This window comes from Kitasatospora sp. GP30, from assembly GCF_029892145.1.
Taxonomy (GTDB): Bacteria; Actinomycetota; Actinomycetes; order Streptomycetales; family Streptomycetaceae; genus Kitasatospora; species Kitasatospora acidiphila.
Genome location: NZ_JARZAH010000007.1, coordinates 189,864 through 206,259, shown reverse-complemented (window position 1 = coordinate 206,259; position 16,396 = coordinate 189,864). Strand labels below are relative to the sequence as shown.

Annotated in this window: 18 protein-coding genes; 17 read left to right on the top strand and 1 reads right to left on the bottom strand. The window is 71.3% G+C overall.

The genetic code is table 11. The features are described from left to right. Positions 1 to 51 precede the first annotated feature (51 nt). The 13 genes from map to glmM all read left to right on the top strand — a co-directional run bounded on the left by map (position 52) and on the right by glmM (position 10,210). Complete coding sequence (gene map, locus P3T35_RS14235; protein WP_101381397.1) at positions 52 to 891, top strand: type I methionyl aminopeptidase; 840 nt, start codon at positions 52 to 54, stop codon at positions 889 to 891. Positions 892 to 943: 52 nt separating this feature from the next. After that, positions 944 to 1,366 carry a large conductance mechanosensitive channel protein MscL gene (gene mscL, locus P3T35_RS14230; protein WP_101381398.1) on the top strand — a complete coding sequence of 141 codons (423 nt, stop codon included), beginning with the start codon at positions 944 to 946 and terminating at the stop codon, positions 1,364 to 1,366. Between the two features lie 158 nt (positions 1,367 to 1,524). Next, the gene (gene infA / locus P3T35_RS14225; RefSeq protein ID WP_003956442.1) at positions 1,525 to 1,746 is read left to right on the top strand and encodes a translation initiation factor IF-1; all 222 of its coding nucleotides are present in this window, start codon (positions 1,525 to 1,527) and stop codon (positions 1,744 to 1,746) included. A 58-nt stretch (positions 1,747 to 1,804) separates the two neighbouring features. Next, positions 1,805 to 1,918: a 50S ribosomal protein L36 gene (rpmJ, locus tag P3T35_RS14220; protein WP_003956441.1), complete on the top strand. Its 114-nt coding sequence runs from the start codon at positions 1,805 to 1,807 to the stop codon at positions 1,916 to 1,918. Between the two features lie 178 nt (positions 1,919 to 2,096). Then, a complete protein-coding gene (rpsM, locus tag P3T35_RS14215; protein ID WP_101381399.1) occupies positions 2,097 to 2,477 on the top strand; it encodes a 30S ribosomal protein S13 in 381 nt (126 codons plus the stop codon). 72 nt (positions 2,478 to 2,549) lie between these two features. Continuing rightward, entirely contained in the window at positions 2,550 to 2,957 is a 408-nt protein-coding gene (gene rpsK, locus P3T35_RS14210) for a 30S ribosomal protein S11 (protein ID WP_014136257.1), read from the top strand. 166 nt (positions 2,958 to 3,123) lie between these two features. Beyond that, positions 3,124 to 4,146, top strand: coding sequence for a DNA-directed RNA polymerase subunit alpha (locus P3T35_RS14205; protein WP_101381400.1), 1,023 nt, complete (start codon positions 3,124 to 3,126; stop codon positions 4,144 to 4,146). 126 nt (positions 4,147 to 4,272) lie between these two features. After that, the gene (rplQ, locus tag P3T35_RS14200; RefSeq protein WP_101381401.1) at positions 4,273 to 4,758 is read left to right on the top strand and encodes a 50S ribosomal protein L17; all 486 of its coding nucleotides are present in this window, start codon (positions 4,273 to 4,275) and stop codon (positions 4,756 to 4,758) included. Between the two features lie 91 nt (positions 4,759 to 4,849). Beyond that, positions 4,850 to 5,752: a tRNA pseudouridine(38-40) synthase TruA gene (truA, locus tag P3T35_RS14195; protein ID WP_101381402.1), complete on the top strand. Its 903-nt coding sequence runs from the start codon at positions 4,850 to 4,852 to the stop codon at positions 5,750 to 5,752. A 43-nt stretch (positions 5,753 to 5,795) separates the two neighbouring features. Beyond that, positions 5,796 to 7,454 carry an ATP-binding cassette domain-containing protein gene (locus tag P3T35_RS14190; RefSeq protein ID WP_101381403.1) on the top strand — a complete coding sequence of 553 codons (1,659 nt, stop codon included), beginning with the start codon at positions 5,796 to 5,798 and terminating at the stop codon, positions 7,452 to 7,454. A 210-nt stretch (positions 7,455 to 7,664) separates the two neighbouring features. Continuing rightward, positions 7,665 to 8,108: a 50S ribosomal protein L13 gene (rplM, locus tag P3T35_RS14185; RefSeq protein WP_101381404.1), complete on the top strand. Its 444-nt coding sequence runs from the start codon at positions 7,665 to 7,667 to the stop codon at positions 8,106 to 8,108. A 42-nt stretch (positions 8,109 to 8,150) separates the two neighbouring features. Further along, positions 8,151 to 8,663, top strand: coding sequence for a 30S ribosomal protein S9 (gene rpsI, locus P3T35_RS14180; protein ID WP_280706143.1), 513 nt, complete (start codon positions 8,151 to 8,153; stop codon positions 8,661 to 8,663). 179 nt (positions 8,664 to 8,842) lie between these two features. Beyond that, entirely contained in the window at positions 8,843 to 10,210 is a 1,368-nt protein-coding gene (gene glmM, locus P3T35_RS14175) for a phosphoglucosamine mutase (protein ID WP_101381405.1), read from the top strand. 49 nt (positions 10,211 to 10,259) lie between these two features. On the opposite strand, the gene coaA is transcribed toward glmM, so the two are convergent. After that, entirely contained in the window at positions 10,260 to 11,258 is a 999-nt protein-coding gene (gene coaA, locus P3T35_RS14170; RefSeq protein ID WP_101381406.1) for a type I pantothenate kinase, read from the bottom strand. 121 nt (positions 11,259 to 11,379) lie between these two features. Between coaA and glmS the strand changes: the two genes are divergently transcribed. From glmS to alr, 4 genes are all read left to right on the top strand, one after another. Next, the gene (gene glmS / locus P3T35_RS14165) at positions 11,380 to 13,236 is read left to right on the top strand and encodes a glutamine--fructose-6-phosphate transaminase (isomerizing) (RefSeq protein ID WP_101381407.1); all 1,857 of its coding nucleotides are present in this window, start codon (positions 11,380 to 11,382) and stop codon (positions 13,234 to 13,236) included. A 75-nt stretch (positions 13,237 to 13,311) separates the two neighbouring features. Further along, positions 13,312 to 13,680, top strand: a complete 369-nt coding sequence (locus P3T35_RS14160) for a holo-ACP synthase (RefSeq protein ID WP_101385142.1) — start codon at positions 13,312 to 13,314, stop codon at positions 13,678 to 13,680. A 9-nt stretch (positions 13,681 to 13,689) separates the two neighbouring features. Next, entirely contained in the window at positions 13,690 to 15,204 is a 1,515-nt protein-coding gene (locus P3T35_RS14155; protein WP_101381408.1) for an NAD(P)H-hydrate dehydratase, read from the top strand. A 5-nt stretch (positions 15,205 to 15,209) separates the two neighbouring features. Then, the gene (alr, locus tag P3T35_RS14150) at positions 15,210 to 16,394 is read left to right on the top strand and encodes an alanine racemase (RefSeq protein ID WP_101385143.1); all 1,185 of its coding nucleotides are present in this window, start codon (positions 15,210 to 15,212) and stop codon (positions 16,392 to 16,394) included. Positions 16,395 to 16,396: the final 2 nt, after the last annotated feature.

Genomic DNA, 16,396 nt, shown 5'->3' with positions numbered 1-16,396 from the left:
AGGGCGCCCGGCAAGGACCGGGCGCGATTTCGGACGAAAGGCACTGGCCAGATGGTGCAGATCAAGACCCCCGAGCAGATCGCCAAGATGCGGGTCGCCGGGTTGGTCGTCGCCGAGGCGCTCAAGGCCTGTCGCGCGGCGGTGGCGCCCGGGGTGACCACCCAGGACCTCAACGACATCGCGGACAAGGTGATCACCGAGCACGGCGGCACCTCCAACTTCCGCGCCCACCACGGCGGTCTCTGGTTCCCGGGGGTGATCTGCGCCTCGGTCAACAACGAGGTGGTCCACGGCATCCCGGGGGAGCGGGTGCTGCAGGAGGGCGACATCATCTCCATCGACTGCGGCGCCATCGTGGACGGCTGGCACGGTGACGCGGCGATCACCGTCGCGGTCGGCGAGGCGGCCCCCGAGGTCGAGATGCTCAGCCGGGTCACCGAGGGCTCGATGTGGGCTGGCATCGCCCAGATGAAGAAGAGCAACCGGCTGGTCGACGTCTCCAAGGCGATCGAGGGCTTCATCCGCCGCCAGCCGTTGCCGCCCAAGGGCAAGTGGGGCATCACCGAGGGGTACGGCGGCCACGGCATCGGCACCGCGATGCACATGGAGCCGCACGTGCTGAACTACGTGGAGCGCGGCCGGGGCAAGGGCCCCAAGCTGGTGCCGGGCACGGTGCTGGCGATCGAGCCGATGGTCTCGCTGGGCACCCCGCACACCTCGGTGCTCGAGGACGACTGGACCGTGGTGACCAACGACGGCACCTGGGCCGCGCACTGGGAGCACTCGGTGGCGGTCACCGAGCAGGGCCCGCTGGTGCTCACCGCCTTCGACGGCGGAAAGGCCCAGCTCGCGGCCCTGGGCGTCACCGCCGCCCCCGACCCGTTGGGCTGAGCCGGTATCGTCTAGGGCTGCGACCCAGACGAATCGGACAATAGGGGTAACTGTGCTCAAGGGCTTCCGCGACTTCCTGATGCGCGGCAACGTGGTGGACATGGGCGTCGGCATCGTGATCGGTGCCGCGTTCACCGGCGTGGTCAACGGCTTCGTGAAGGCGTTCCTGACGCCGCTGGTCGGCATCGTGACCGGTGCCACCGGCGACTTCAGCAGCAACACCTTCAAGGTGGCGGGCGTGGTCTTCCCGTACGGGGACTTCGTCAATACCCTGATCTCGTTCCTGCTGACCGCCGCGGTGCTCTACTTCTGCGTGGTGCTGCCGGTCACCAAGGCCACCGCCCGCTACCTGCCGAAGAAGCCCAAGCAGGCCAAGCGCCCCTGCCCCGAGTGCCTGACCGAGATCCCCGAGGCCGCCACCCGCTGCTCGGCCTGCACCGCCGCGGTGCAGCCGGCGGCGCTCCCGGTGGCGTGAATTTTTGCGAAGCCCGACCGGTAACGTACGATGGACCGTCGGCTCTCTCGTAGCGTGCCCCGGCACGCCCTCAACGCCCTCGTGGCGTGAGGTGAAGGCTGGTTCGCACGAGCGTTCCGCATACGGTAGCCGGACCCGAAGGGTGGATCTCGCAGTTCATGGCTAAGAAGCAAGGCGCCATTGAGATCGAGGGCACCGTGATCGAGTCTCTTCCGAACGCGATGTTCAAGGTCGAGCTGCAGAACGGTCACAAGGTCCTCGCTCACATCAGCGGCAAGATGCGCATGCACTACATCCGCATCCTCCCGGACGACCGGGTCGTCGTGGAGCTCAGCCCCTATGACCTGACCCGCGGCCGGATCGTCTACCGGTACAAGTAGTAACAACCTCTCGCTCCGCGAGGGGCCCCGTCAGATCTAGACCCGGAGAACCTGGAACATGAAGGTCAAGCCGAGCGTCAAGAAGATCTGCGACAAGTGCAAGGTGATCCGCCGCCACGGCCGGGTCATGGTGATCTGCGACAACCTGCGCCACAAGCAGCGCCAGGGCTGATCGTCCCGCATTTCTCGTAGTACTTCGCGCGACGCGCACAACGTCATAAGCGGGCCGCCCGATCCGCTCCCGCATGGAGCGGACTGCCACCCCCGGTTCAGAGGCCGGGGCTCGCACACCGAGAGGTGTCCGGGTAGGCGGCACGTAAGACCTCTGAGGAACATCACAGGAGCCTTGAATGGCACGCCTCTCCGGCGTTGATCTCCCCCGCGAGAAGCGGATCGAGATCGCCCTCACGTACGTCTACGGCATCGGCCGCACCCGCGCCCAGCAGACGCTGGCCGAGACCGGCGTGAACCCGTCCATCCGCGTCCGCGACATCTCCGAGGACGACCTGGTCGCGCTGCAGCGCTTCATCGACGCCAACTTCCGCGTTGAGGGTGACCTCCGCCGTGAGGTTGCCGCCGACATCCGCCGCAAGGTCGAGATCGGTTGCTACGAGGGTCTGCGTCACCGTCGCGGCCTGCCGGTCCGCGGTCAGCGCACCCACACCAACGCGCGTACCCGCAAGGGCCCGCGTCGCGCGATTGCCGGCAAGAAGAAGCCGGGCAAGAAGTAGTCCGCCCGTTAACCGGACATCCCTCCGGCCCGCGGGTTAGCGGACCGACCACCTCAGTAGGAGAACAGACTTATGCCCCCCAAGGGTCGTCAGGCTGCCGGCGCGAAGAAGATCCGCCGCAAGGAAAAGAAGAACGTCGCTCACGGGCACGCTCACATCAAGAGCACGTTCAACAACACCATCGTTTCGATCACCGACCCCTCGGGCAACGTGATCTCCTGGGCCTCCGCCGGCCACGTCGGCTTCAAGGGCTCGCGCAAGTCCACCCCGTTCGCCGCGCAGATGGCCGCCGAGGCCGCTGCCCGTCGCGCGCAGGAGCACGGCATGCGCAAGGTCGACGTCTTCGTGAAGGGTCCGGGCTCCGGCCGCGAGACCGCGATCCGTTCGCTCCAGGCCACCGGCCTCGAGGTCGGCTCGATCCAGGACGTCACCCCCACCCCGCACAACGGCTGCCGTCCGCCGAAGCGCCGCCGCGTCTGACCTGAGGCAGGCGGTTCGGCTTCGGCCGAACCTCCAGCGTCTGACGCGTCGCCTTCGGGTGCGAGTGCTTTAAACCTGGTACGGGCTCCTGTTTTCGACGGGAGCCCGTACGCTGGTCTTGTTCGGCATCAAATAGTGGGTGCCGAGTACAACTGGAGGACTGAACATGCTCATCGCTCAGCGCCCCTCGCTGACCGAAGAGGTTGTCGACGAGTACCGCTCGCGGTTCGTCATCGAGCCGCTGGAGCCGGGCTTCGGCTACACCCTCGGCAACTCGCTTCGCCGCACCCTGCTCTCCTCGATCCCGGGCGCCGCTGTCACCAGCATCCGGATCGACGGTGTCCTGCACGAGTTCACCACCGTGCCGGGCGTCAAGGAGGACGTCACCGACCTCATCCTGAACATCAAGCAGCTGGTCGTCTCCTCGGAGCACGACGAGCCGGTCGTGATGTACCTGCGCAAGCAGGGCCCGGGTGTGGTCACCGCCGCCGACATCGCGCCGCCGGCCGGTGTCGAGGTGCACAACCCCGAGCTGGTCCTCGCCACCCTGAACGGCAAGGGCAAGCTGGAGATGGAGCTGACCGTCGAGCGCGGTCGCGGCTACGTCTCCGCGGTCCAGAACAAGGCCTCCGGCCAGGAGATCGGCCGGATCCCGGTCGACTCGATCTACAGCCCGGTGCTGAAGGTCACCTACAAGGTCGAGGCCACCCGTGTCGAGCAGCGGACCGACTTCGACAAGCTGATCGTCGACGTCGAGACCAAGCCCGCCATGCGTCCGCGCGACGCCATGGCCTCGGCCGGCAAGACCCTGGTCGAGCTGTTCGGTCTCGCCCGCGAGCTGAACATCGACGCCGAGGGCATCGACATGGGCCCGTCCCCGACGGACGCCGCCCTGGCCGCCGACCTGGCGCTGCCGATCGAGGAGCTGGAGCTCACCGTTCGGTCGTACAACTGCCTCAAGCGCGAGGGCATCCACACCGTGGGTGAGCTCGTCGCCCGGTCCGAGGCGGACCTGCTCGACATCCGCAACTTCGGTGCGAAGTCGATCGACGAGGTCAAGGCCAAGCTGGCCGGCATGGGCCTGGCCCTCAAGGACAGCCCGCCCGGGTTCGACCCGACCGCGGCCGCCGACGCCTTCGGCGCCGACGACCTGGACGACCAGGGCTACGCCGAGACCGAGCAGTACTAAGAGTTTGGAGCGGGGGCGGCTCCCCGGGAGCCGCCCCTCTTCGATGCAAGTCGTACCGGCAACAGTGCCGGTGCGCCCGCTGCGGTACCTGATACGGCCGCAGTCGGAGATTCAAGGAGCGCACCCATGCCCCGTCCCACCAAGGGCGCCCGCCTCGGCGGCGGCCCGCACCACGAGCCGCTGCTGCTGGCCGGCCTGGCCCGCGAGCTGTTCCAGTACGGCCGCATCACCACCACCGAGGCCAAGGCTCGCCGCCTGCGCCCGCTGGCGGAGAAGCTGATCACCAAGGCCAAGAAGGGCGACCTTCACAACCGTCGCGTGGTCCGCAAGACCATCACCGACGTCGCCGTGCTGCACACCCTCTTCACCGAGATCGCGCCGCGCTACGAGAACCGCCCGGGTGGCTACACCCGCATCACCAAGATCGGTGGCCGCCGTGGCGACAACGCCCCGATGGCCGTGATCGAGCTGGTCGAGGCCCTCACCGTGGCCCAGAACGCGGTCGGCGAGGCCGAGGCCGCCACCAAGCGCGCCGCCAAGGACGCCGAGGTTGCCCCCGAGGCCGCTGCCGAGGCTCCGGCCGACGCCGCCCCGGCGGACGAGCAGGCCTGACGCCCGCTCAGCACGCAGTATCGCGTACGGGCCCGCTCTCACCGCTTCGGCGGGGGAGCGGGCCCGTTCCGCTGTCCCGAGAGAGGTATGTGTGGTGAACGACTGCGCCGAGCCGGCCCCGCGCCAAGACGGCCCCGCCGAGGGGTACACCCGGCTCCGGCTGGACCTGTCCTACCAAGGGGCGGAGTTCTCCGGCTGGGCCCGGCAGCGCGGGCGGCGCACCGTGCAGGAGGAGATCGAGAGCGCCCTGCAGGTGGTCACCCGCAGCCGGGAGCTCTTCCCGCTCACCGTGGCCGGCCGCACCGACGCCGGGGTGCACGCCCGCGGCCAGGTGGCCCACGTCGACCTGCCCGACGAGCTCTGGGCGCTGCACGGCGAGAAGTTGCTGCGCCGGCTGGCCGGGCGGCTGCCGGCCGATGTGCGGATCTACCGGGTGGCCGAGGCGGCGGCCGGATTCGACGCGCGGTTCAGCGCGATCTGGCGGCGGTACGCCTACCGGGTGGCCGACCACCCGGGCGGGGTGGATCCGCTGCTGCGCGGCCATGTGCTCTGGCACGACCGCCCGCTGGACGTGGAGAAGATGAACGCGGCGGCCCGGCTGCTGCTCGGCGAGCACGACTTCGCCGCCTACTGCAAGAAGCGGGAGGGCGCGACCACCATCCGGACCCTGCTGGAGCTGCACTGGGACCGGGTGCCGATGGACCCGTACGCCGCCCAGGAGGGCACCATGGCGGTGGCCACGGTGCGCGCCGACGCCTTCTGCCACAACATGGTGCGGGCCCTGGTCGGCGCGATGCTGCTGGTCGGGGACGGGCACCGGCCGGTGGAGTTCCCCGGCGAGGTACTGGCCGGCGGGGTGCGCAACAGCGCGGTCAACGTGATCCGCCCGTACGGCCTGACCCTGGAAGAGGTCGGCTACCCGGCCGACGACCAGCTGGCCGAGCGCAGCCGGCAGGCCCGCCGGATGCGCACCCTGCCAGGCCAGGCTCCTTAATCCATTTGGGCGCTACCTGGCGGGCATAGGACAATTTCGACTCATGGGACACGTCGAGATTTCACACCTGGAGTACTACCTGCCGGATGGGCGGGTGCTGTTCGACGACGCGTCCTTCCGGGTCGGCGAGGGCTCCGCGGTCGCCCTGGTGGGGGCCAACGGGGCCGGTAAGACCACCCTGCTGCGCATGATCGCCGGGGATGTGCAGCCGCACGGCGGCAGCGTCACGGTCAGCGGCGGCCTGGGGGTGATGCGCCAGTTCGTCGGCACCACCGGGCGCGAGGACCAGGCGGCCTCGCCCGGTGCGCTGGCTGCCGACGCCTCGGTGCGCGACCTGCTGGTCTCGGTGGCGCCGGCCCGGATCGCCCAGGCGGCCCGGGCGGTGGACGCCGCGGAGCTGGCGATGCTGGCCCAGGACGACGAGAAGTCGCAGCTGGCCTACGCCCAGGCGCTCTCCGACTGGGCCGACGTCGGCGGCTACGACTTCGAGACCGACTGGGACGTCTGCACCGTGGCGGCGCTCGGCATGCCGTTCGACCGGGCCCAGTTCCGCGGCCTCAACACGCTCTCCGGCGGCGAGCAGAAGCGGCTGGTGCTGGAGGCGCTGCTGCGCGGCCCCGACGAGGTGCTGCTGCTGGACGAGCCGGACAACTACCTGGACGTGCCCGGCAAGCGCTGGCTGGAGGAGGCGATCAGGGCCACCCCCAAGACGGTGCTCTACATCTCGCACGACCGGGAGCTGCTCTCCCGTACCGCCGACAAGATCATCAGCGTCGAGTCCGGCGCGGCCGGCTCCAGCGTCTGGGTGCACGGCGGCGGCTTCGACTCGTTCCACCAGGCCCGCCAGGACCGGTTCGCCCGGTTCGAGGAGCTCGGCCGGCGCTGGGACGAGGAGCACGCCAAGCTGAAGAAGCTGGTGCTGACGCTCCGCCAGGCGGCCTCGGTCAGCCATGACATGGCCTCCCGGTACGCCGCCGCGCAGACCCGGCTGAAGAAGTTCGAGGAGGCCGGCCGCCCGGAGGCCCCGCCGCGCGAGCAGAACATCACCATGCGGCTCAAGGGCGGGCGCACCGGCGTGCGGGCGCTGACCATCGAGCAGCTCGAACTGACCGGCCTCATGCAGCCGTTCGACCTGGAGGTCTTCTACGGCGAGCGGGTCGGCGTGCTGGGCTCCAACGGCTCCGGCAAGTCGCACTTCCTGCGGCTGCTGGCCGGCGACGAGACGGTGGCGCACACCGGCTCGTTCCGGCTCGGCGCGCGGGTGGTGCCCGGCCACTTCCGGCAGACCCACGCGCACCCGGAGCTGCTGGGCCGCACGGTCCGCTCGATCATCGAGGAGGAGCACGCGCTCAGCCGCGGCGCCGCGATGGGCGCGCTGCGCCGCTACGAGCTGGACCGGCAGGAGGAGCAGAAGTTCGAGTCGCTCTCCGGCGGCCAGCAGGCCCGGCTGATGATCCTCAAGCTGGAGCTGCAGGGCGTCACCGCGCTGCTGCTCGACGAGCCGACCGACAACCTCGACCTGGAGAGCGCCGAGGCGCTGCAGCAGGCGCTGGAGGCGTTCGACGGCACGGTGCTGTGCGTCAGCCACGACCGCTGGTTCGCCAAGACCTTCGACCGGTTCCTGGTGTTCGGCAGCGACGGGCGGGTCTACGAGTCGTCGGAGCCGGTCTGGGACGAGCGGCGGGTCGAGCGCGACCGGTGATCGTTTGGCGTCTTCACCGGCCGACCGGTATCGTGGGCCCTTGTTGTGCGTATTGGCTCGCTCCATCTCACGTGAGAGGTCGGTACGCCGGAGACACCATAGGCCGATGACCAGCGGCTCCTCTTGATTGCGTCCAAGCGGAACCAGGCTGATCCACTCGTTCAGGTGCTCCTGTCAGGACTCACTCACTGAAAAGCAGAGGCTACGACCGTGCGTACGTACAGCCCCAAGCCCGGCGACGTCCAGCGTCAGTGGCACGTCATCGACGCGAACGACGTCGTGCTCGGCCGCCTGGCCTCCCAGGCCGCCAACCTCCTCCGGGGTAAGCACAAGGCGATCTACGCGCCGCACGTTGACACCGGTGACTTCGTCATCATCATCAACGCGGACAAGGTGCACCTGTCGGGTAACAAGAAGACCCAGAAGCTGGCGTACCGCCACAGCGGTTTCCCGGGCGGTCTCCGCTCGGTCCGCTACGACGACCTGCTGGCGAACAACCCGGAGAAGGCCGTCGAGAAGGCCATCAAGGGCATGATCCCCAAGAACAGCCTGGGCCGTCAGATGCTCTCGAAGCTCAAGGTCTACGCGGGCCCGGTGCACCCGCACGCTGCCCAGCAGCCGGTGCCGTTCGAGATCACCCAGGTCGCGCAGTAATCCCGGCCACAAGCCCTTAACTAAGAAAAGCTGAGGAACATCGTGGCCGAGAACGCTGCCATCGAGACCACCCTTGACGTCGACTTCGACGAGGAGCTCACCGAGTACACCTCCGAGGAGGAGACCTCGTACTCCACCGAGTCGCTCGCCGGCCGCTTCAGCGAGGCGATCCCCGGCGCCGGCCTCGGCCGTCGCAAGGAGGCGATCGCCCGCGTGCGCATCGTCCCCGGCACCGGCAAGTGGAAGATCAACGGTCGCACCCTTGAGGACTACTTCCCCAACAAGGTGCACCAGCAGACCGTGAACGAGCCCTTCAAGCTCCTTGAGCTGGACGGCCGTTACGACGTCATCGCCCGCATCGCGGGTGGCGGCGTCTCCGGTCAGGCCTACGCGCTGCGCCTCGGCGTGGCCCGTGCCCTGAACGAGGCCGACGTGGACAACAACCGCGGCGCCCTCAAGAAGGCCGGCTTCCTGACCCGCGACTCTCGCGCCGTCGAGCGCAAGAAGGCCGGTCTGAAGAAGGCCCGCAAGGCCCCGCAGTACAGCAAGCGCTAATCACGCCCCGGGGTGCGTACCGCCCTTGGTGCGCACCCCGCAGGTGGGACCTACGCCCCGGAGCACTCTGTGCTTCGGGGCGTTGTGCTCCCTGGACCGGTCAGGCGGCCAGGGACGAGTAATCCGGCGGTCGGCTTCCCCCTCGCACCGACCGGCGGCCTCCAGTGAAGGACGGGACTGTGGCACGACTCTTCGGAACCGACGGCGTACGCGGTGTGGCCAACGAAAGCCTGACCGCCGAACTGGCGCTCGGCCTCTCGATGGCCGCCGCGCACGTACTGGGCGATGCGGGCGGCTTCGGCGGCCGGCGTCCGGTCGCGGTGGTCGGCCGCGATCCACGGGCCAGTGGCGAGTTCCTGGAGGCCGCGGTGATCGCCGGCCTGGCGGGCTCCGGCGTGGACGTGCTGCGGGTCGGCGTGCTGCCCACCCCCGCGGTGGCGTACCTGACCGGTGCGCTCGGCGCGGACTTCGGTGTGATGCTCTCCGCCAGCCACAACGCGATGCCGGACAACGGGATCAAGTTCCTGGCCCGCGGCGGCCACAAGCTGGACGACGCGGTCGAGGACGCCATCGAGGCCGACTACCGCAAGAACCAGGACGGCAGCCTGGCGCGGCCGCGTCCGACCGGTGCCGGGGTCGGCCGGGTGCACGAGTACACCGAGGGCTTCGACAAGTACGTCGCCCACCTGGTCGCGGTGCTGCCCAACCGGCTGGACGGCGTCCGGGTGGTCATCGACGGTGCGCACGGCGCGGCCGCCCGGGTGGCCCCGGAGGCGTTCGCCCGGGCCGGCGCCGAGGTGGTCTACACCCTGGGCGCCGAGCCGACCGGCCTGAACATCAACGACGGCGTCGGCTCCACCCACCTGGACGGGCTGCGCCACGCCATGCGCGAGCACCGGGCCGACCTCGGCATCGCGCTGGACGGCGACGCGGACCGCTGCCTGGCCGCCGACGCCGAGGGCAACGAGGTGGACGGCGACCAGGTCATCGCGATCCTGGCGCTGGCCATGCGCGAGGCCGGCACGCTGCGCCGCAACACCGCGGTCGGCACCGTGATGGCCAACCTGGGCTTCAAGCTGGCCATGGAGCGCGAGGGGATCGCCCTGGTCGAGACGGCGGTGGGGGACCGCTACGTGCTGGAGGCGATGAAGGAGCACGGCTACGCGCTGGGCGGCGAGCAGTCCGGCCATGTGATCCTGCTGGACCACGCGACCACCGGCGACGGCACCCTGACCGGCCTGATGCTGGGCGCCCGACTGGCCGCCACCAAGCGGACCCTGGCCGAGCTGGCGGCCGTGATGACCCGGCTGCCGCAGGTGCTGGTCAACGTCAAGGGCGTGGACAAGAGCCGGGTCGGCGCCTGCGCCGAGCTGTCGGCGGCGGTCGAGGCGGCCACCGCGGAGCTGGGCAGCACCGGCCGGGTGCTGCTGCGGCCGTCCGGCACCGAGCCGCTGGTGCGGGTGATGGTCGAGGCGGCCGATCAGGAGCAGGCCGGGGCGATCGCGGACCGGCTGGCGGCGGTCGTCCGGGAGCAGCTGGCGGTTTGACGGTGTGACGGTGTGTCGGCCTGACCACCCTGGTCAGGCCGACACGCTGTCAGAGCTTGCGCAGCAGCGCGCGGCGGACCTTGTGGTCGGGCCCCTTCTGCAGGATCAGGGTGGCCCGGCCGCGGGTGGGCAGCACGTTCTCCAGCAGGTTGGGCTTGTTGATGGTGCGCCAGACCTGGCGGCCGTACTCCATCGCCTCCTCCTCCGGCACCTCGGTGAACCGGCGGAAGTAGGAGCTGGGGTCCTGGAAGGCGGTGTCCCGGAGCTTCTTGAACCGGGACAGGTACCAGTTCTCGATGTCGTCGGTGCGGGCGTCGACGTAGATCGAGAAGTCGAAGTAGTCGGCCACCGCCAGCCGGGTGCGGCCGTCGGTGCCGGGCAGCGCGGGCTGCAGCACGTTGAGGCCCTCGACGATCAGGATGTCGGGGCGCTGCACGGTGAGCCGCTCGTCGGGCACGATGTCGTAGACCAGGTGCGAGTAGACCGGCGCGGTCACCTCCGCCTTGCCGGCCTTCACATCGGCCACGAAGCGCATCAGGGCCCGGCGGTCGTAGGACTCCGGGAAGCCCTTGCGGGCCATCAGGCCGCGCCGGCGCAGCTCGTCGTTGGGCAGCAGGAAGCCGTCGGTGGTGACCAGTTCGACCCGGGGGTGCTCGGGCCAGCGGGCCAGCAGCGCCTGCAGCAGGCGGGCGGTGGTGGACTTGCCGACCGCCACCGAACCGGCCACGCCGATGATGAACGGAGTGCGGGTGCGCTCGGTGTCGGGGGTGTCCAGGAAGGTGCCCACGGCGCCGCGCAGTTCGTGGGTGGCGTGGATGTAGAGGTTCAGCAGCCGGGAGAGCGGCAGGTAGACGTCACGCACCTCGTCCAGGTCGAGTGCCGTACCCAGGCCGCGCAGCCGTTCTACCTCGTCGGCGGTGAGCGGCAGGGGTGTACGGTCGCGCAGGGCGCTCCACTCGGCCCGGGACAGGTCGACGTACGGTGACGGCGACGGGCCGGGCGCCGATTGGGCGCCCCGGGTACAGAGTTCGGTCAGCACATGCTCCATTGTGAGCCGTCCCGGCGGGGCTCGGACCTGTGGTGTCGGTCACCAGTGGTGGCCCGGTGGCAGGCTCCGGGGCACCGGTCGACAAGCTGCGCCAGGTGGACCGGCCCTTATGCTGACACATATGTGCGGAATTGTTGGTTATGTGGGCTCACAGAGCGCACTCGACGTTGTGATCGCCGGCCTGCAGCGCCTGGAGTACCGAGGGTACGACTCGGCGGGCGTGGCCGTTCAGGCGGCGGACTCCCAGGGGCAGTGGAGTCTCGCCACGGACAAGCGGGCCGGAAAGCTCGTCAACCTTGAGAAGTCGCTTGCCGAGAACCCCCTCCCCGGTGGCACCACCGGTATCGGGCACACCCGCTGGGCCACCCACGGCGGGCCCACGGACGCCAATGCCCACCCCCATCTGGACGACCACCGCCGGGTGGCCGTGGTCCACAACGGCATCATCGAGAACTTCGCCCAGCTGCGGGCCGAGCTGGCCGAGCGCGGCCACGAGCTGCGCTCCGAGACCGACACCGAGGTGGTCGCCCACCTGATCGGCGAGGCCTTCCAGGGCGACCTGGCCGAGGCGATGCGGATCGTCTGCCGCCGGCTGGACGGTGCTTTCACCCTGGTGGCGGTGCACGCCGACGCGCCCGGTGTGGTGGTCGGCGCCCGGCGCAACTCGCCGCTGGTGGTCGGCCGCGGCGACGGCGAGAACTTCCTGGCCTCGGATGTGGCGGCGTTCATCGCGCACACCCGGGAGGCGGTCGAGCTCGGCCAGGACCAGGTGGTGGAGCTGCGCGCCGACTCGGTGACCGTCACCGACTTCGACGGCGTGCCCGCCGAGGTCCGCGAGTACCACGTGGACTGGGACGCCTCGGCCGCCGAGAAGGGCGGCTACGACTACTTCATGCTCAAGGAGATCGCCGAGCAGCCCAAGGCGGTCGCGGACACCCTGCTGGGCCGGATCGGCACCGACGGCCGACTCACCCTGGACGAGGTGCGGATCCCCGACTCGGTGCTGCGCGAGATCGACAAGGTCGTCATCGTGGCCTGCGGCACCGCATTCCACGCGGGCATGATCGCCAAGTACGCGATCGAGCACTGGACCCGGATCCCGTGCGAGGTCGAGGTGGCCTCCGAGTTCCGCTACCGGGACCCGATACTGAACGACCACACTCTGGTGATCGCCATCTCGCAGTCGGGCGAGACCATGGACACCCTGATGGCGCTGCGGCACGCCCGCGAGCAGGGCGCCCGGGTGCTGGCGATCTGCAACACCAACGGCTCCACCATCCCGCGCGAGTCCGACGCGGTGCTCTACACGCACGCCGGCCCCGAGGTGGCGGTGGCCTCCACCAAGGCGTTCCTCACCCAGCTGGTCGCCTGCTACCTGGTGGCGCTCTACTTGGGCCAGGTGCGCGGCACCAAGTGGGGCGACGAGATCTTCACCATCATCCGCGAGCTCGGCGACGCGCCGAAGCAGGTCGAGCAGGTGCTGGGGACCATGGAGCCGGTGCGCGAGCTGGCCCGCTCGCTGGCCGACGCCCGCTCGGTGCTCTTCCTCGGCCGGCACGTCGGCTTCCCGGTGGCCCTGGAGGGTGCGCTCAAGCTCAAGGAGCTGGCGTACATGCACGCCGAGGGCTTCGCGGCGGGCGAGCTCAAGCACGGGCCGATCGCGCTGATCGAGGAGGGGCTGCCGGTGGTGGTGGTCGTGCCGTCGCCGCGCGGGCGGTCGATCCTGCACGACAAGATCGTCTCCAACATCCAGGAGATCCGGGCCCGCGGCGCGCGGACCATCGTGATCGCCGAGGAGGGCGACGAGGCCGTGGTGCCGTACGCCGACCACCTGATCCGGATCCCGGCCACGCCCACCCTGCTGCAGCCGCTGGTCGCCACCGTGCCGCTGCAGGTCTTCGCCTGCGAGCTGGCCACCGCCAAGGGCCACGAGGTGGACCAGCCGCGCAACCTGGCGAAGTCTGTGACGGTGGAGTAGGAGCGGCGAGCAGAGCCGGAATCGGCCCACCGGCACTGTGACCGCCCTGGAATAGAGCCCAGTACTGTGGGCGGGGTGATCATCGCAGTGGGCATCGACGTGGCGAGCATCGACCGCTTCGCCGCCTCGATGGCCCGGACCCCGGCCCTGCTGGACAAGCTCTTCACCCCGGCCGAGCGGGTGCTGCCTTCGGGCGCACCTCGCTCGGCCGAGTCGTTGGCGGCCCGGTTCGCGGCCAAGGAGGCGCTGGCCAAGGCGCTGGGCGCACCGCCGGGCCTGGAGTGGCACGACGCCGAGGTGCGTACCGAGCCGTCGGGCCGGCCGACTTTGCACGTCAGCGGCACGGTGGCGGCCCGGGCCGCCGAGCTCGGGGTGCGCTCCTGGCACCTGTCGCTCAGCCACGACGCGGGTGTGGCCACTGCGATGGTGGTGGCCGAGGGGTAGCGTCACCCCATGCGCCACGCTCACACCGTCGAAGAGGTCCGGGCCGCCGAGGCCGCCCTGGCCGGGCAGCCGCTGATGGACCGCGCCGTGGCCGGTCTGGCCGCCACCTGCGTGCGGCTGCTGCGCGAGCGGCGCGGCCGGGTCTACGGCAGCCGGGTGCTGGTGCTGGCCGGCAGCGGCGACAACGGCGGCGACGCGCTCTTCACCGGTGCCGCGCTGGCCCGCCGGGGTGCCGCCGTCAGCGCGGTGCTGCTCTCACCCGAACGGGCCCATCCGGGCGGCCTGGCGGCCTTTCGTGCGACGGGCGGTCAGGTGACCGTGGATCAGAACGTCGGCCTGGCCGACTTCTCGCGCGCGGACCTGATCCTGGACGGCATCGTCGGCATCGGCGGCCGCGGCGGGCTGCGCCCCGCCGCCGCGCCGTACGCCAGTGCGCCGCGGCGCGGGCTGCTGGTCGCCGTGGACCTGCCCAGCGGGGTGGACGCGGACACCGGCGAGGTGCCCGGCGCCGCGCTGCGGGCCGACCTCACCGTCACCTTCGGCACCTACAAGCCAGGCCTGCTGATCGACCCGGGCGCCGGCCACGCCGGTCCGGTGCAGCTGGTGCCGATCGGGCTGCGCCCGCCGACCGCCGCCGTCCAGGCGCCGCAGCACGCCGACCTGGCCGCCCTGCTGCCCCGCCCGGACCGCGAGAGCGACAAGTACCGGCGCGGCGTGGTCGGCGTGCTGGCCGGCTCCGAGCGCTACCCGGGCGCCGCGCTGCTCGCGGTGGCCGGCGCGCTGCACGGCGGCGCGGGCGCGGTGCGCTACCTCGGCCGGCCCGCCGAAGAGGTGGTGCGCCGCCACCCCGAGGTGCTGCTGACCGGCGGCCGGGTGCAGTCCTGGGTGGTCGGCCCCGGCTCCGGCGAGGACACCTCCGACGCCCTGGAGATCGCGCTGGCCGCCGAGGTGCCGGTGCTGGTGGACGCCGACGGGCTGACCGAACTGGCCCGCCGCGGCCCCGGCGCGCTGGCCGGCCGCACCGCGCCCACCCTGCTCACCCCGCACGCCGGCGAGGCGGCCCGGCTGCTCGGCGGCGAGGTGACGGCCGACCAGGTGGCCGCCGCCCGGCTGCGGTACGCCCGCGAGCTGGCCGCCCGCTACGGTGCCGTGGTGCTGCTCAAGGGCTCCAGCACCGTGGTCGCCCGGCCGGACGGCGCCGTCCGGGTGAACCCGACCGGCACCGGCTGGCTGGCCACCGCCGGCAGCGGCGATGTGCTGGCCGGCCTGGCCGGCGCGCTGCTGGCCGCCGGCCTGCCGCCGTTCGACGCCGCCCCCGCCGCGGCCTATCTGCACGGCCTGGCCGGGCGGCTGGCCGCCGCCGGGAACCGGGCGCCGGGCAGCGGCGTCATCGGCACTGTGAGTGACCGGGGCGAGGCCCCCATCACCGCGCAGGAGGTGGCCGCGGCCCTGCCCGCGGCCTGGCGCGATGTGACCGCGTCGCAGGGGGGCCACCAGCAGGCGAGCACAGGTCTGGGAGACTGACCGTGATGACAACTGCGAACACGACCGGGACCACCATGCTCGCCGAGGGAGTGCGCGCCGAGGCGGCGATCGACCTCGCCGCGCTGAACAGCAACCTCGCCGCCCTCCGCGAGCGGACGCCGAGCGCCGACCTGATGGCCGTGGTGAAGGCCGACGGCTACGGCCACGGCGCGCTGCCGTGCGCCCTGGAGGCGCTGGCGTCCGGCGTGCGCTGGCTCGGCGCCGCCACGCCGGACGAGGCACTGGCGCTGCGGGCCGCCGGCATCGGCCCCGAGCAGGCCAGGATCCTCTGCTGGCTGTGGACGCCGGGCGGCCCCTGGGCCCGGGCGCTGCGCGACCGGCTGGACGTCTCGATCAGCGGCCAGTGGGCGCTGGACGAGCTGCTCGCCGCCGTCCGGGAGACCGGTGTGCCGGCCAGGGTCCACCTCAAGGCCGACACCGGCCTGGGCCGCAACGGCTGCCAGCCGCGCGACTGGCCCGACCTGGTGGCCGCCGCGCGGCGCGCCGAGGCGGCCGGCGAGCTGCGGGTGGTCGGCATCTGGTCGCACTTCGCCTGCGCCGACGAGCCCGGCCACCCGTCCATCCAGGCCCAGCTGGACGCCTTCGCGGTCGCGCTGGCCTACGCCGAGCGGGCCGGCCTGCGCCCCGAGGTGCGGCACATCGCCAACTCGCCGGCCACCCTGCTGCTGCCCGGCTCGCACTACGACCTGGTCCGCACCGGCCTGGCGATGTACGGCGTGTCGCCGGTCCCCGAGGTCGGCACCCCGGCCGACTTCGGGCTGCGTCCGGTGATGTCGCTCAGCGCCCGGCTGGCGCTGGTCAAGCAGCTCCCCGGCGGGCACGGCGTCAGCTACGGCCACAAATACATCACCCCGGGTGAGACCACCGTCGGGCTGGTCCCGCTCGGCTACGCCGACGGCATCCCGCGGCACGCCAGCAGCGCCGGGCCGGTGCAGATCGCCGGCAAGTGGTACACCGTGGCCGGCCGGGTCGCGATGGACCAGTTCGTGGTGGACCTGGGCGGTGACACCCCCGCGGTCGGCGAGGAGGTGCTGCTGTTCGGCAACGGCGAGCGCGGCGAGCCGACCGCCGAGGACTGGGCCCGGGCCAGCGACACCATCGCCTACGAGATCGTCACCCGGATCGGAGCCCGGGTGCCGCGGCGCTACTTCGGCGCCAGCCACGGGTGAGC